This window comes from Kitasatospora sp. NPDC088861, from assembly GCF_044750105.1.
In the GTDB taxonomy this organism is placed as follows: Bacteria; Actinomycetota; Actinomycetes; order Streptomycetales; family Streptomycetaceae; genus Kitasatospora.
Genome location: NZ_JBIVJF010000016.1, coordinates 133,707 through 149,380, shown reverse-complemented (window position 1 = coordinate 149,380; position 15,674 = coordinate 133,707). Strand labels below are relative to the sequence as shown.

Here is a 15,674-nt window from a genome sequence, read left to right as displayed (position 1 = left end):
CCCCGGGGGAGCGCACGCGGGGGGCTGGTGCCGGGGCCGGCGGTGTGGCGGCGGGGGGGGGCCGCCCCCCGGGGCCGGCAGCCGCTAGCCGTTCCCGCAGGTCCGTACCGCGGCGGCGCGCGCGTAGTAGTCGGCGGCGTCGGCGGTGAAGCCGTCCTGTTCCGCTAGGCGGCCCGCGCGGTCGAAGTGGTGCCACGCCTCGCCGTTGCGGTCCAGGGTGGCCAGCGCCCTCCCGCAGATGTCCAGGAGCATCGCGCGGCGCGCGACGACCTGGTCCTCCGGGGCGAGGTCGAGCGCGTGCCGCGCGAGGGTGAGCGCCTTCGCCGGTCGCTCGTTCAGCAGGTGGTACCGGGCCAGGTAGTAGGTCGTGAGCATCTCGGTCTGCGGGCTGCCGGCCCTGCGGGCGAGCTGCGCGGCCCGCTCGTAGCCGAGGCCGGCCAGGTTCGTGTCGCCGAGTGCCTCCCGGGCCTGGGCCAGGTTGGCGGTGGCGATCGCCTCGCCCTCGGTGTCGTCGGCGCGCCGGGCAAGGTCGGGTGCGCGCAGCAGGTGCGGCAGGGCCTCCTCGTACCGGCCGTTCTGCCCCAGGACCCAGCCGAGCAGGCTCCTGACGCGGGATTCCGCGTCGGCCTCGGCCAGTTCGACGGCGGAGCCGAGGGCGTGGCCGAGCGGAGCCTCCCAGTCGGCTCCGGGCTGCTGGACGACCAGGGGCCACAGCAGCAGGGCGAGTCGCCACGCCCGGTGGTGGTGCCGGCCGGCGGCGGCCGCCGCGGTGGCGGCGACGAGGTTGCGCCGTTCCCTGGCGTACCAGGCCATGGCCTCCTCCCGGTCGGCGAAGACGGGCGTCGACACCGGCGTCCGGAAGTCCTCCGGGAGCCGGCAGCAGGGTTGGCTGCCCGCCACCGCCGCGCTCGCGGCGGCCAGGGCGGCGTACAGGTAGTGGTCGAGGAGCGGAAGGAGGCGGTCGCCCCCGGGGGCGGGGCCGAGCGAGCGGGCGAACAGCCGGATGAGTCCGTGCAGGGCGTAGCGGTCGTGCCCCCGTTCCTCCACCAGGTTGGCGGCGACGAGGCGTTCCAGCACGGCGCGGCTGCCGGCCGGGCTGTCGTCCGCCAGCGCGGCGACCGCTGCCACGTCGATGTCGGGGCCGAAGTGGTGGGCCAGCAGCCGCAGGACGGCGACCGCGTCGGGCGGGAGGTGGTCCACGCTGACGCGCAGGACGGAGGCGAAGTCGATGCCGTCCACCGCGAGGAACGAGATCCGCCGCTGCCCGTCGCGGAGTTCCTCGACCGCGTCGCCGAGCGAGCGCTCGGGCCGCACCGCCAGCCGGGCCGCCGCCAGTCGCAGGGCCAGCGGCAGCCCGTCGCACAGCCGCACCAGGCGCCCGGCCGCGTCCGGCTCCGCTCCGACCCGGTCCGGGCCGAGGATGCGGGCGAACAGTGCCTCGCCCTCCCCCGGCCCGAGCCGGTCCAGCAGCAGCGGGCGGGCGCAGTCGCCGGCGACCAGGCTCTCCAGCCGGTTGCGGCTGGTGACGACGGTGGCGCAGCCGTGGGCGCCGGGGAGCAGCGGGCGGACCTGGTCGTAACTCAGCGCGTCGTCGAGGATGACCAGGAGGCGGCGGTTCCGGAGCAGCGAGCGGTAGAGCGCCTCGGCTGCGGCGGTGTTCTGCGGGATGTCGTCGGGCTGGATGCCGAGCGCGCCGAGGAAGTCCCGGATGACGAAGGCGGGGTCGGCGATCGGGGCGGTGTCGACGAAGCCGCCGAGCCGGGCGAAGAGCACGCCGTCCGGGAAGTCCGCCGCGGCCTGTTGGGCCCAGTGGGCCACCAGCGCGCTCTTTCCGATCCCGGCCGGCCCGGTGACCAGACAGATGGGCGAGTCGTGTGCGGTGTGCCGCACGGCCGCGTCGAGGGCGGCGAGTTCGCGCTTGCGCCCGGTGAAGCCGGCCGGCCGACGGGGCAGCAGGAGTGGTCGCCGCAGGTCGTTCGCGCCCGGCTGGACCGCGCCGCGGTATGCGTCCGCCTGACGGTGCGCGTCAGCTCGGCGGTGCGCGTCCGCCTGGCGGCGGGCGGCCTCCTGCCGGCCCGCGGCCTCCTGTCCGTGGGGGTCCCCGGGCCGGTGCGTGTCCTCCCGTCGGCGTGCGGCGCGTGGCGGGCCGAGGATCCGGTCGTAGGCCTCGACCATCGCGGGGCCCGGGTCGACGCCCAGTTCGTCACCGAGCAGTCGGGCCGTCCGGTGGTAGAGCTCGATGGCCTCGGCCTGCCGGTTCGTCGACAGCAGGGCGTCGAGCAGGAGCGCCACCAGGGACTCGCGCAGCGGATGCCGGTCCGCCGGGCCGCGCAGCACCGCGACGGCCTCTTCGGCGCGCCGGTCGGCGGTCAGCGCCTGGCCGAGCTCCTCCACCGCGCCGAGCCTCGCCTCCTCCAGTTCCGCTGCCGCGGCGACGACCGGGGGTGTGCCGCAGAGTCCGGCGAGCGCCGGGCCGCGCCAGAGCGCGAGGGCCTTGCGCAGCGCCGGGATCCCGGCCGGTGCGCCGTCGCCGGTGCGCGCTTCGGCGACGGCGGCGCGGAACCGCTCACCGTCGATGTGGTCGGACGGTACCTGGAGGAGGTAGCCGTCACAGGCGGTGGCGATGGTGACCGGGCCCACGGGGTGCAGCAGCCGGCGGAGTTGGGAGACGTGCCCCTGGATCACGGTCTTGGCGTGTCTGGGCGGCTGCTCGCCCCACAGGGCGTCGGTGAGGCGGTCGTTGGTGACCAGCGCGTCGTTGGCGAGGAGCAGCATCGCCAGCAAGGTCCGGCGTTTCGGTGGCCCGATCTCGACGAACTGCCCGTTGCACCGGACTTCCACTGGTCCGAGCAGCCGGAATTCCAACAAGGGTCCCTCCCCACTGCCGATCACCTGCGCAATGGGTAAGGCTACCCTTGTCAGTGGACACTCACGAGCACACCCCCAGCTGCGGAGGAGCGGTCAGGGGTGCACGCGAGAACGGCGCCAACGGTCCGCTGCCCGCCCACTCAGGTGGTGTCGACCCTGACCGTAACCCGCCCTCGGCGGGCGGGCACATCACCGGACGTAGTAGGCGCGGTTGTGGGCGGCGACCGGCGGGGATTGGTAGGTCCAGACCCCGGCGGCCGGGGCGTCGGCGATCAGGTGGGCGAGGTCGCGGGCGGACTCCTCCGCGGGGTTGCCGAGGTCGAGCCGGACGCGGTCGGCGGTGCGGTCGTCCAGGGCGTAGTAGCGGTAGGGGTGGTAGACGTTGAGCGGGCCGGCGAGCAGCTTGCCCTCGTCGTCGGTGCCGTAGCCGGTGATCGGGGTGTTGTTGACGGATTCGGCGGTGAGGCCGATCAGGTTCACGTCGAGGGCGAGGAGTTGCTCGTCGTGGCGGCGCAGCCCGTCCGCCCCGAGGGTGGCCCGGCGACAGGAGACGGACCAGCGCTCACGCACGGCGGGGGCGTTGAGCGAGGGCAGCGCGGTCTCGAACCAGCCGGGGTGCTTGGGCTCGGCGTACAGGCGGCGCCCGGCGTCGATGGCGAGCGGGTTGTCGCACAGGACGTGCAGGCGGGCGATGCCGAGCAGCTTGGTCTGGTCGTAACCCCGGGCGTACTGGCCGTAGTTGAGGACCGGCAGGCGGTCCCCGGCGAACATCGGGTGGGCGACCAGGTTGATCTCCAGCTCCTCGGTGATGCCACCGCCGTTCGGGTACTGGGCGAAGTACAGCTGGTAGTTGAGGGACACGCAGGCCCCGCCGTCGAACACGGCGGCGGTCAGGCCGGAGTGGCGCTTGCCGAGCAGCTCGCGCGCCCGCTCGGGCTGGACCAGGTAGTCGACGCCGATGTTGTGCAGCGCGCCGTAGTGGAAGGGCAGGTGGTACGGCTCCGGTACGGGCGGGAGCGGCAGGCCGGTCATGGTGTCTCCGGAAAGGCGGGCGAACGGGTGGCGGGCGAACGGGTAGCAAGCGAAGGAGCGACGCACGAAGGGGTGCCGGGCGAAGGGAGCACGGGCGAGCGAGGCGGGCCGGGGGTCGGCAGCCTGGTGCCGACGGACACCGGGCGGTGAAGGTCCAGCAGGTCCTGGTGGATCCGGTCGGCGCTGCGCAGGGCCAGGGCGGCCATGGTGAGCGAGGGGTTGGAGGTGCCGAGCGAGGGCATCGAGCCGCACCCGACGGCGTACAGGTTGGGGTGGTCCCAGCAGCGCTGCCAGTGGTCGACGACGGAGGTGGCGGGCGAGTCGCCCATGACGTGGGTGCCGCCGGCGTGGCCCGCGCCCCGGTAGCCGTAGGCGGTTCCCAGGTGTTCGAGGCGGCCCGGCCACTGCGGACCGGCCGGGTAGGAGGTGTGGTCCTCGGCGCCGAGCAGGGCGAACAGCTGGTCGGAGACGGCCCGGGCCGAGACCATGCCCGCGCGGACGTACTCGTCGAGGTCGTAGCGGACGGCCGGGCCGGGGAGGCCGAGCGGATCGCGCCGGTCCGGGTCGAGGGTGACCCGGTTGGCCGGGTCGGCGGGCTGCTCCAGTTCGAACTGGAGCGAGAACTGACGGCCGAGCCGGTCGCCGAGGCGTGCCCGCAGCTCCTTGCCGCGCAGCCCGGCGGCCAGCAGTGCGGCCGTCTCCGCCTCGGGGGAGCCACCGGCCCAGGACCAGCCCCAGTTTCCGATCTCGATCCGGAACGGGGCCCGGCGGGCACGGGCCGGGCCGAAGCGGAAGGCCTCCAGGCCGCTGGTGGAGCCGGGCCCCCGGTAGGGGCCGACCTGGCCGGGCATGAGCCCCCAGGTGAGCAGCGCCGGGTGGTCCATCAGGTTGCGGCCCACCTGGTCGCTGCGGTTGGCCAGGCCGGACAGGAGCAGCAGCCTGGCGTTCTCGACGGCGTGCGCGGCGAGGACGACCAGGTCCGCGTCCACCCGGTGGGCCGCGCCGCCGGCCAGGTACTCCACCCCGGTGGCGCGCCCGGTCACCGGGTCGGCGAGCACCCTGGCCACCACGGCCCCGGTGCGCAGTTCGACGCAGGGCGCCCAGCGGGCCTGGGTGCGCAGCGGCGTGTACTTGGCACCGGTCGGGCAGACCGGGACGCAGCTGGCGCTGCCCGCGCAGGGCTGGCCGAAGCTGTCGCCGGGCCGGGTGGGCAGGCCGTTGCGGGCGTGCGGGGTGCCGGTGACGGCGAGCCGGGCGGGGCCGGGCATGGCGGGGTCGCGGACGGTCCGGCCGTCGAGGGTGTGGGCGAGCCGGCGGTCGAGGTGGCTGGCCGGGATGGCCCGCATGGGGAAGGCGTAGTCGTCCGGGATCGGCAGTCCGACGGCGCGGCGCTGCTCCCCGGCGTCGGCGGCGACGCCGAGTTCGTGTTCGGCTGCGCGGTAGTACGGCTCCAGGTCGTGGTAGCCGATCGGCCAGTTGCGGCCGCGGCCGAGGTCGCCGGTGCGGAAGTCCTCGGGGTGCATGCGCGGGGTGAGGCCGGTCCAGAGCAGTCCGGTGCCGCCGTTGGCGCGCAGGTAGCCGCTGGCGTAGGGCAGCGGGCCGTCCTGCCGGAGGTGTCCCGTGGCGGTGAAGCCGCCGCCGGGGAGCCCGGTGAGGTCGGTGACGTCGAGGGACGGGGCGTCGGGGTCGTGCGGGTAGGGCGAGGTGGGCGGGCCGCCGCCCGCCGAGCGGAAGGCGGCGGCGGTCTCGGGCCCGGAGGGCGCGGCCCGGCCGGCTTCGAGGACGAGGACCCGCCGGCCCTGCGCGCCGAGGCGGTGGGCGACCAGCGTTCCGGCGAAGCCTGCGCCGACCACGACGACGTCCCAGCGGGCGGTCACCGTTCCTCAACCCCTCGGGGGGCCTCGGCCCAGCTGCCGTGGCCGGGGGCGGCGGCGCCGGGTGGGTCGGCGCGGAAGGTCCGCCAGGCCAGGCCCTGGTCGTAGGCGCGGGCGGAGCTGGGGGTCTCGCCCGGCCAGGCGCCGACGTACCAGAGGTGGACCAGGGCGTGGTCGTCGCGGACCCGGTGGGCCAGGGTGGTGCGGTGGTGTTCGTGCGCCATGCCGGTGGCGCGCAGCTCGGGCTCGTCGAATCCGGTCAGTTCGGCGCAGACGCGCAGGAACTCGTCGAAGTCGGCGAGGTCGTCGGGCGCCCCGAACTCGGCGAGGCAGTCAACGGCAGGATGGTCGTCTGGCACGGACAAGCGGGCACCCCCACGGTCGTCGACGGTGGCCAAGACATGACAGACCGTGGGGTGGGTGGAAACGGCGGCCCGTCACGGTCTGCCAGCGCGATCCTGCCGCCCGCCGTCGCCACCGGGAACCCGTTGCCCGAATGTGCCCGGTCTTGGCCGTCTCCTGCCCGATCTGCCGCCCACCGCGTTCGGTCGGCGGCTGTTTCCGGTCGGGCTACGGGGGCTGGCGCGGGTACGGCGAGGGGTCCGGCGGGACCGGGCGGAGGTCCGGCGAGGGTCGACGAGGGTCGATGAGGGTCCGACGGAGCTCAGCCGAGGGCGCGGACGGCCGCCAGGACGTCGAGGCCCAGCTCCGGGTCCGCCTCCTCCGGCAGGCTGACGGACAGCCGGTCGACCAGGCCCGCGTACCGCCGGGTCAGCTCGCGGGCGACGTCCTCGACCGGACCGGACACCGCGAAGGTGTCGAACACCTCGTCGTCGATCAGCGCGGCCATCTCCGCCCAGCGGCCGCGCACCGAGTGGGTGTGCAGTTCCTCCTGGAGCCCCTCCCACCCGTGCTGGGCCAGCACCGGGCGGTAGGCCGGGGTGGAGGCGTAGAACGCCAGCCGCTCCCGCACCCCCGCCCGGTTGGCCGCCAGTTCCTCCTCCGTCCGGCCGGTGGCGGTCAGCACGCTGCCGGCGACCTCGAACGGCCGCGCCGTCCACGGGGCGCCCTCGGCCTCGGCCTGCGCCCGGGCCCCGGTCAGACCGGGCAGCACCTGCTCGGCCAGGTAGGCGGGCGACGAGAACGGGTGGCTGAGGAACCCGTCGGCCACCGCCCCGGCCGTACGGGTCATCAGCGGCCCCACGCCGGCCAGCAGGATCCTCGGCACCCCGGCGGGGACGGGGTCGGGCGAGAAGACCGGCGTCATCATCGTGTGGGTGTAGAACTCGCCCCGGAAGCGCAGCCGTTCGCCGGTCTGCCAGCTGTGCCAGATCGCCCGCACCGCGTGCACGTACTCGCGCATCCGCGCGGCCGGCCGGTCCCAGGGCATCCCGAAGCGCTTCTCGATGTGCGGCTTGACCTGCGAGCCCAGCCCGATGACGGCCCGTCCGCCGGAGGCCGCGTGCAGCCCCCAGGCCTGGTAGGCCAGCGTCATCGGGGTGCGGGCGAAGGCCACCGCGATGCCGGTGGCCAGCTCGATCCGCTCGGTCCGGTCGGCGGCGCGGGCCAGCTGGAGGAACGGGTCGTACGCGGTCTCGGCGACCACCAGGCGGTCCATGCCCCGGCTTTCGGCCCGCTCGGCGGCGTCGAGGATCCCCGCCGGGTGCCCGGAGGCGGTGGCGTCGAGACGGAAGGCGGGGGGTCGGTGCATGGCGGTGCTCCTGGGCGCGGGCTGCGGCGGTACCCGGGTAGCCTCCCACGCCGGCGCCCGGGCCCACCCCCGCAGCCTGCCCCTCAACGCTTGAAGAACTCCACCTCGGCCAGCGCGATGGGGATTCCGGGCCCCGTCCCGGCGGCGGCGCGGACGACCAGCGTCACCTTCACGACGTCGCTGACGCCGGTCAGCACCGTCTGCGGGCCCGGCTTGTCGTTCAGTGTCACCTTCTGCTCGTGCACCTTGCCGTCCGAGGTCGTCATCCGGAGGTCCAGGGCGGTGGGCCGTGCCTGCTGCTGGAACTGCTGCGGCTCGGTGGAGGAGCCGGTGTGGATGATCACGTCCACCAGCCGGAACGGTCGGGCGAAGGGGAAGCTGATCGAGTCCCCGACGTTCGGCGCCGCCCAGTAGGTGTTGCTCAGCCCGTCGACGGTCAGTTTCGCGGGATGGCCCTCGACCTCCGCGCTCGCCGCCGCCCCGGTGGGGGAGATCGCCGAGGCGTCGCGGAGCTTGTCCAGCACGTCCTCGTAGATGTTCCGCCCTGCCGGGTAGAACAGCACGCCCGCGACCACCAGCGCCGCCAGCACGAGCAGCGCGATCATCCGGCGCAGGGTGCTGCCGGAGCCGCCGATGCGCACGCGGCGGCGGAACGGCCAGCGGGTGCGCCACCACGGCAGGGCCGCCACGAGTTCGGTGGGGGTCAGCGGCTCCGCGCACCGCCGGCAGAACTTCCGGTCGGGCCGGTTGGGCGTGCCGCACCGGGGGCAGGGTGGGCCGACCTGGGCCTCGTCGGCCGCGGCCGGGCGGACGGTCGGGCGGGGCGCGACGGGCTTGGCGGGCTGCACCGCCACCGGGTCCGCCGCCGGCTGCCGGGCGGCCGTGGGCTGCGGCGGCACCGCGCCGGGGCGGACCGGCGGCACCTCGGAGGCGGGTGCGGGCTTGGGCGCGGGCGCAGCAGCGGGCGCGGCGGCGGACGGCCTCGCCGGCTCGGCGGGCCGCGCGGCAGGCGGTTCGGCGGGCGCCGCGGACGGCCGCACGGGCGGTTCCTCGCGGGCCGCCCCGGCGGGCGGAGCAGCGGGCGACGCAGCGGGCGGAGCGGCGGCAGGGCCGGGTGCCGCGGAGGCGGGAGCCGCCGAGGTGGCGGCAGCCGTCCCCGACCAGCCGAGGTAGGCACCGCAGTTGCCGCAGAAGTCGTCCCCGTCCTCGTTGGCCACTCCGCACTCGGGACACGTACGCATTGCTCAGCTCTCTTCCGCACCGAGTGGACCGAGTGGACCGGATGGACCAGGTGAACCGGATGGACCAGGCGGTCCGGGCAGGACCTCCACCCGGCAGGTGAGGTGGACCGGGCAGGACGCCCGGACGACCGCCAGCACCTGCTCCTCGTCCACCGCCGGGGTGCGCTCGGGCCAGACCCGCACCAGCAGTTCCCCGGAGGGCGCGGGCGGCAACTCCGCGCCCGCGGTGGTGGACCAGGCCACGCCGCCGCCGTCCACGATCTGCGCGCCGACGCCGAGGATCAGCCGCAGCCGTTCCCGGAGCCCGCGCCGGGTGCCCCGCCACCGGTGCAGTTCGACCGCGCGGCCGACCACGGCCCGGCGGACCTCCTCCGGCCAGGCCGGGTCGGTCTCGACGGCGACCCAGTCCGCCAGCCACTCGACGAAGTCGGCCGGGGCCAGGCGCGGTTGGAAGTAGGCGGGCAGGTTGTCCAGGGTGGCGAAGACCGGGGCGAGGACGGTGTCCAGGCCCGCGGTGAACCGTTGGGCGAAGTCGTCCTCGGCGTAGAGCGCGGGCAGGAGTTCGCCGATCGGATGCGGGCTGGGCAGCCCGGGGACGGCCGCTCTGCTCATCGCGGACCGTCCGCCGGGAGCGCGGCGACCACGACCTGGTGCTGGTGCGAGAAGACCAGCGCGTCCGGGGCGACGTCGACCCGTTCGGCGGGCGCGCCCCGGCGCCCGGTGATCGGATCCGCCGGGAAGAGCCGCAGTTCCTCGACCGCCGTGACCCCGGCCACCTGCTGGAGCACCGCGAACACCTCCCCGTACTGCACGGCCCGGCCGAACGGCCAGCCCCTTCCGTCGGCGCCGCCGCGCAGCGGGTTGAGGTGCCGGAACAGGGCCGCGAGCGCCGCCTCCCGGACCCGGTCGCCGTCCGGGGAGCGGGTCGCGAGCCGGGCGACCACCGTCACCCCCTGGTAGTCGGGCGGTTGGACGACGAGCCGGGTGCCGACGAGCCGCCGCTCGTCCAGGGCCGTCGCGATGGCCGACAGCACCTGCTCGCCGGGGATCAGTTGCTCGAACCGCAGGCGGTCGCCCTCGTCCGCGACCGCGTCGGGGACCACCAGCACCCGCACCGCGCCCGCCTCCCCGGCGACGGCCGGCGCGCAGCGCACCCGGGCCGCCGAGGGGGCGGCCTGCCGGGCGATCAGCTCGAAGTCCCCGGCCGTGACGGCCCGTTCCTGGAGCCGCAGCAGGTGGGGGGCGCGCACCTTGGCGTTCTCCACCGTCTCGCCGTCGACCCCGCCCCTGGCCGCTTCCCGGTTGTCGACCCTGGCCACGTACGGGACGGAGCTGCGCAGCACCGTGATCGTCGCCCGGGCGACGTTCCCGGCCGTGCCGCCGCCCGTGCGGTAGCGCGGTACCCGCAGGTGCGCGCCCTTGGGCGGCACCGCGCCGAAGGCGTGCAGGCCGCCGTCGGGTTCCCGGACGGCGGGCGGGAACGCGAACTCGCCCGTGGTCGCGTCGATCACCACGTGCCGGTCGGTCGGCGCCGAGTCACCGAAGTGCTCGACGGCCGTCCACCGCTCCCAGCCGTCGCCGGCCGCGACCTCGACCACCGGGGGCCCGCCGTCGAGCAGGACGGGCGGCCTGGCGAGCCGGAAGCGCTGGCCCGCGACGCCCTCCGAGGTGCCGAGCGGCGCGTCGGTCACGGTCTGGGCGTGCACGACGGTCGCGGTGCCGCCGACGGTGAACACCTCCGCCCGGCGGATCGTCGGGGACTCCGCGTAGAACGGCTGGCCCGGCTCCGGCGCGGACACCCGGCAGCGCAGCCAGCCCGCCCGGCGCCCCGCGACCACCGAGGCGACCTGCCCGGCGGGCACGAACACCACCACCTCGCCGGGCCGGTTGAGGCCGCCGGTGGTGTCGGAGCCGGTCTCGCAGGCGATCCACCGCGCGCCGTCCCACACCTCCCACGCCAGCGGGGGCTGGCGCGGGTCGACGCCGACGCCCTCGACCCGGCTGTCCAGCCGGACGACGAGGATGCAGCGCGGCACGACGGCCGGCAGCGCGAACAGCATGGCGTCCCCGACCTGGGGGCGCGGCTGGAAGCACGGCACGTCCACGCCGTCGGCCAGCCGCGCCGTGGCGTCGGTCTGCTCCCCCGCGGCGGAGACGGTGACCAGCCGGTCGAGGGAGCTGGGGACGACGGGCAGGTCCTCGGCGGTGGAGAACACCACCGCCTCCTCGGTCTCGGTCCGCAGCGTGGACACCTCGGTGCCCGCCCGCAGCAGCACCGTCTCGGGCTGCGGGGCCGACAGCCAGAAGTCGACCTCCGCGGTCGCCGCGGCCGGCGGGAAGAGCCGGACGCCCAGCAGGTCGAGGAAGGCGGAGTAGTTCTTCTCCGGCACCCGGTTCAGCCGGTAGAGCAGCTGGTCCACCATGTACGCGAAGGTCTCGATCAGGGTGACCCCGGGGTCGGACACGTTGTGGTCGGTCCACTCCGGGGCCCGCTGCTGGACGAACCGCTTGGCCTCGTCGACGAGTTGCTGGAACCGGCGGTCGTCCAGGTTCGGGGAGGGCAGCGCCATCAGCTCACTCCCCCGGTCACGGCGCCCAGGGCACCCGGGACGTCCTGGACATCCGGGGCGTCCGGCGAGCTCGGGATGGTGTAGAAGGGGAAGACCAGGTTGCGGCGGTCGTTGGTGGACCGCACGGTGTAGTGGACGTCGATGTAGAGCGTGCCGTCGTCGACGGTGTCGAAGGCGATCACGACGTCGTCCACCTCGATCCGCGGCTCCCAGCGTTCCAGCGCGGTGCGCACCTCGCGCGCGATCCGGCCCGCCGTACCGCCGTCGCTCGGCGCGAACACGTACTCGTGGATGCCGCAGCCGAACTCCGGGCGCATCGGCCGCTCCCCGGGGGCGGTGCCGAGGATCAGCCGGATGGCCTCCTCGATCTCCCGGTCCCGGTCCACCATGCCGATGCCGCCGGTGGCGTTCACCCGCAGCGGGAAGGCCCAGCCTCGCCCGATGAAGCCGCTCACGCGACGCCCCCGATCAGCACGTTGAACGCGCCGGTGACGATCTTCGCGCCGCAGGCCGTCTGGTCGCCCACCCGCGCCGCGGGCAGCCCCCCGATCAGGACCAGGCCCCCGGCCGCCGCCTTGGGGCTGGGCATGACGACGTTGCCGGGCCCGAGTTCCACGTGCGGCACGCACACGTGCAGGCTGCCGGTGACGGCGGCCGGGCGGCCGCCGATCAGTACGGTCGCCGCCGCGAGGGCGCCTGGCGGCGGGGTGGTGATGGCACCGCCGTCGCTGGTGGTGTCACCCATCCGGGCTGCGGGGGGCATCTGCGTTCTCCAATCGGGTGGTTCGAGGGGGCCGGAGGGCCGGGCCGTGCCGACGGTGGTTCAGTTGATGCGCACGAGGGCCGCCTTGAGCACCGCCAGCGCTCCGCCCTCCACGGTGACCTCGGTGCGGCCGGTGACGTTCACCGATCCCCCGCGCAGGTTCACCGCCCCGGCGCCGGCGTCGATGGTGATGCCGGTGGAGGACAGCCGCACCGAACTCGCCGCCGCCGCACCGGCCGCGCCGAAGACGGTCAGGACGATCTCGCCGCGCTGCTCGTCCAGCCGCACCTCCAGCTTCCGGTCCCCGCTGGCCAGCCGGACGCCGGACTGGCCGCCCGGCACGTCCAGCAGCTCCAGGCGGTGGCCCGAACGGGAGACCAGCGAGCGGCGGTTGACCTTCCCGCCGGCCGGGTCGACCAGCGGCACCTCGTGCGGCGAGGGCTTGTCGACGCCGTTGTAGAGGCCGCCCAGCACGTACGGGCTGTCCAGGCTGCCCTGCTCGAAGCCGACCAGCACCTCGTCGTTCACCTCGGGGCTGAACACGCCGCCGCCGCCCTGCCCGCCCCACTGGACGGTGCGCACCCAGTCGGAGACGTAGGTGTCGTCCAGCCACGGGAACTTCAGCCGCACCCAGCCGCGTTGCGCGCCCCCCGGCTCCCGGACGTCGGTGACCACGGCGATGGCCAGACCGGGCATCCGCGGCCCGCGCGGCACCGCGCCGCCCCCGGCGACGAGCCCCGCGAGGGAGCGGTCCGGCGCCGCGCTGACCACGACGGTCGTCCGGTAGCCGCGGTAGGGCTCCAGCAGGTGGCGCACCGCGGTGGCCGTGTAGCGGCCCGAGAAGGCGGCGCCGACGTTGCCCAGGGCGACCGGAACACCCGCCCGCAGTTTCGGGTTGCCCTCGACGACCGCCTCCAGCTCGCCGAACCCGGCGGCCACCGAGGCGGCGACCGACCCGGCCGCGGCCGCCGTCTCCGCCTGCGTGCGGTACGGGGTGTCGGTGACGGTCATCCGCGCCTTCCCGGCGAAGGCGGCGGCCGCCGTCGACGGGCTCATCCCGGGCCGCACCGTCTCGCTGGCCACCGACGGCTCCGTGGCGACCAGGGCCTTCTTGGTGAGGACGTTCCAGCCGCGCACCTCGACGGTGTCCGCCCCGCCGCCGCCCGTCAGCACACCGCGCAGCTCCAGCAGGTTGCGGCCGTACTCCAGGACCATCGGGTTCTGCGGAGCGGGCGTCGAGGGGGCCGGGGCCGAGGAGGCCTGCTCGGGCTTGACGAACTCCAGCAGCCCCTCGTCGTCCGCCCGCACCTGCGCGCCGCTCTCCTGCGCCAGGTACTGGAGGAACTCCCAGTCCGAGACGTTGGCCTGCGACAGCTGCTCGTGGACGACGGGGAACGCGTCGACCCGGCCGCAGCCGAGCCCGGCGCCCGCGGCGACCTGACGGACGATGTCCGCCGTCGACATGTTGCGGAACGCCTTCACCCGGCGCCCGCGCATCAGCCGGTGGGTGATGGCGGACGCCCGCACCACGGTGAACGAGCCGGTGGTGTCCACGTCCAGCTCCAGCGCCGTCACCTCGCCGGTGAACAGCCGCACCTGCGCGTTGCCCTGCACCGTCATCACGGAGACCCGCAGCCGGGTGCCGATGGTGACCCCGGTCGCGGACAGGAAGGTGTGGTCCGCGTCGCGGAACATCAGCACGGCCGTGTCGGGCAGGCCCGTGCTCTCCTCGATGTCGCAGGAGACCAGCTGGGCCGCCCAGACCGGCGGCAACGGGCCGGGCGCCTCGACGATCGGATCCGCGGCGAAGGAGCGGCCGCCGCGTGCCTCGGGAGTGGTCATGACCGCCCTCCTCGGGTGGGCTCGTCGATCCCCGGCACGATCAGTTCCACCCCGGGGACGAGCACCATCGGGTCGTCGATGTCGTTGGCCTCGGCGATGGTGCGCCACGCCGTCGCGTCGCCGTACTCGCGCCAGGCGAGCAGCGGCAGGCTGTCGCCCGCGATCACCCGGTGGGTGCTGCGCGCCTCCATCGAGCCGGAGGTCGGGTTCTGGCCCGGCGTGTCGACACTGGCCTCGTCGATGGTGAACGAGCAGGTGGCCCGCAGCGGCTTGCCGTCGACGTCGAAGAGCGAGTAGGTGACCTGAAGGCCGGTCAGCACCCCGTTGAACGACGTCGTCGACGACGTGCCCCAGTCCAGCCGTATCCACGGGCTCGCCGGCTTCTTGCGCGCCAGGCTCGCCGGAGTCGGCACACAGGCCGTCATCAGCTGCTCCACCGCCTTTTCCACGGAGTCGTCATGGGTCGCCGTCGCATCGAGGAACACCTCCATGGACAGCGAGCGGGGCCCGCTGCCGACGAACTCGGGCAGCGCGGACTCGGCGGCCATCCGGGACGGGGTACGGCGCCACTCCGAGGACTTCCGCAGCACCAGACTCGACGGGTTGAACTGGAGCGGGAGCCGCGCGATCACCCCGCCGGGCTGGGCGCCGACCGTCGCCGGCGGCTCCATGATGGCCAGTTGGGCCCGGGTGACACTCGCGGGGACCTCTGACATCCCGCACCTCCTTCCGTTCGTCGTCCGATGGGTGGCCTGCGCCGGGTGCGACGCGCCGTCACGATGACGGGCGCAGCCCGGCGTGGGCGATCTCCAGGGACTCCGTCGCCGCCTGCGAGTTCGCCGGGTCGAACGACGGGCCCTGCCAGCGGACGGGCACGATGCCGAGCACCTGCCAGCTGACGATGGGACTCAAGTCGGGCCGCAGGGCCACGATTTCACCGTTCTTGGGCTGGACCCGCCGCACGGTCTCGTCCAGCCAGCGGGCGATCTTGACGGTGTCCGCGGTGACCGCGCGGGTGAGCGTGATGTTCGACCAGGTGATCCGGCCCGGCAACTGCCAGGAGAAGCCGTTGTTGCCGCCCTCGGCGTACTGGTGGATCTCGACCTCGGCACCCAGCCCCGAGCACGTCGTGAACTCGCCCAGGTCGTTGCCGCCGATCGTGAGCTTGAAGAACACGCTCGTCGCGAAGATGTTGTCGGTCATTCCTGCCTCCGTCGCCCTGCCCACCTGCCACCTGCCACTGCCCGTCTGCCCGCCGCGCCCCGAGCGCTCAGCGACGGCCGTCGTACGGCCGCCCGGCGCGCTCCCTCCCCCTGCGCAACTCCACGCGCAGCAGCCGTCCGACGGGCTCGATCAGGCGCCGGGCCAGTTCGTCGAGGTCGGCCCCCGACGGGGACCCGGTCGACGATCCGCCGCCCGGCTGCGGGGGCGGGGCCGCGGTCGGCGGCGGGGACGAAGCGGTCTGGACGGTCACCGGGGTGCGGGCCGGTACGGCGGTCAACGGCACCCCGGACAACCCCGCCTGCTCCGCCACCCGTTGCAGCACCCGGGCCGTCTCCGTCGAAGGCCGCGCCGGCCCGGACGGCCCTGAAGACGGGCCCGTGCCGGCTCGGGACGGCGCGGTCCACGACCACGACCCGGTGCGCAACGGCGACTCCCCGCCTGCCCCCGGTCCGCCGAAGCCGCCCCCCGCGACGCCCGGCGCCCAGGCGCCACCGCTCGGCAGCGGCGGCGTCGCGGACGCGGGCACGGCGGGGCCGGCGGGCCCGGCGA

The 15,674-nt window shown here is 75.2% G+C and carries 14 protein-coding genes; all 14 read right to left on the bottom strand.

Annotated elements, in window-relative coordinates; genetic code table 11:
• Window positions 1-84: 84 nt before the first annotated feature.
• The 14 genes from ACIP37_RS24960 to ACIP37_RS24895 all read right to left on the bottom strand — a co-directional run bounded on the left by ACIP37_RS24960 (window position 85) and on the right by ACIP37_RS24895 (window position 15,447).
• Window positions 85-2,841, bottom strand: coding sequence for a BTAD domain-containing putative transcriptional regulator (locus ACIP37_RS24960; RefSeq protein ID WP_400810248.1), 2,757 nt, complete (start codon window positions 2,839-2,841; stop codon window positions 85-87).
• Between the two features lie 216 nt (window positions 2,842-3,057).
• Entirely contained in the window at window positions 3,058-3,900 is an 843-nt protein-coding gene (locus ACIP37_RS24955; protein WP_400810220.1) for a hypothetical protein, read from the bottom strand.
• Window positions 3,897-5,777: a GMC family oxidoreductase gene (locus ACIP37_RS24950; protein ID WP_400810218.1), complete on the bottom strand. Its 1,881-nt coding sequence runs from the start codon at window positions 5,775-5,777 to the stop codon at window positions 3,897-3,899. The genes ACIP37_RS24955 and ACIP37_RS24950 overlap by 4 nt, the downstream gene beginning before the upstream one ends.
• Window positions 5,774-6,133 (bottom strand): hypothetical protein, encoded by a 360-nt coding sequence (locus tag ACIP37_RS24945; protein ID WP_363585548.1) that lies wholly within the window; start codon window positions 6,131-6,133, stop codon window positions 5,774-5,776. Before ACIP37_RS24945 ends, ACIP37_RS24950 begins: the two co-directional genes overlap by 4 nt.
• 305 nt (window positions 6,134-6,438) lie before the next feature.
• Window positions 6,439-7,485, bottom strand: a complete 1,047-nt coding sequence (locus ACIP37_RS24940; protein WP_363585549.1) for a TIGR03617 family F420-dependent LLM class oxidoreductase — start codon at window positions 7,483-7,485, stop codon at window positions 6,439-6,441.
• A gap of 83 nt (window positions 7,486-7,568) precedes the next feature.
• Entirely contained in the window at window positions 7,569-8,726 is a 1,158-nt protein-coding gene (locus tag ACIP37_RS24935; protein WP_400810215.1) for an NADase-type glycan-binding domain-containing protein, read from the bottom strand.
• A gap of 3 nt (window positions 8,727-8,729) precedes the next feature.
• Entirely contained in the window at window positions 8,730-9,338 is a 609-nt protein-coding gene (locus tag ACIP37_RS24930; RefSeq protein ID WP_363629714.1) for a phage tail protein, read from the bottom strand.
• A complete protein-coding gene (locus tag ACIP37_RS24925; protein ID WP_363585552.1) occupies window positions 9,335-11,296 on the bottom strand; it encodes a putative baseplate assembly protein in 1,962 nt (653 codons plus the stop codon). Before ACIP37_RS24925 ends, ACIP37_RS24930 begins: the two co-directional genes overlap by 4 nt.
• Window positions 11,296-11,751, bottom strand: a complete 456-nt coding sequence (locus ACIP37_RS24920) for a GPW/gp25 family protein (protein WP_350881814.1) — start codon at window positions 11,749-11,751, stop codon at window positions 11,296-11,298. Before ACIP37_RS24920 ends, ACIP37_RS24925 begins: the two co-directional genes overlap by 1 nt.
• A complete protein-coding gene (locus ACIP37_RS24915; RefSeq protein WP_363585553.1) occupies window positions 11,748-12,059 on the bottom strand; it encodes a PAAR domain-containing protein in 312 nt (103 codons plus the stop codon). Before ACIP37_RS24915 ends, ACIP37_RS24920 begins: the two co-directional genes overlap by 4 nt.
• Window positions 12,060-12,119: 60 nt before the next feature.
• Entirely contained in the window at window positions 12,120-13,901 is a 1,782-nt protein-coding gene (locus ACIP37_RS24910; RefSeq protein WP_400810212.1) for a VgrG-related protein, read from the bottom strand.
• The gene (locus tag ACIP37_RS24905) at window positions 13,898-14,617 is read right to left on the bottom strand and encodes a peptidase M23 (RefSeq protein ID WP_363585555.1); all 720 of its coding nucleotides are present in this window, start codon (window positions 14,615-14,617) and stop codon (window positions 13,898-13,900) included. Before ACIP37_RS24905 ends, ACIP37_RS24910 begins: the two co-directional genes overlap by 4 nt.
• Window positions 14,618-14,675: 58 nt before the next feature.
• A complete protein-coding gene (locus ACIP37_RS24900; protein WP_363373130.1) occupies window positions 14,676-15,104 on the bottom strand; it encodes a phage tail protein in 429 nt (142 codons plus the stop codon).
• A 67-nt stretch (window positions 15,105-15,171) separates the two neighbouring features.
• Window positions 15,172-15,447, bottom strand: a complete 276-nt coding sequence (locus tag ACIP37_RS24895) for a hypothetical protein (RefSeq protein WP_363585556.1) — start codon at window positions 15,445-15,447, stop codon at window positions 15,172-15,174.
• Between the last annotated feature and the right edge of the window lie 227 nt (window positions 15,448-15,674).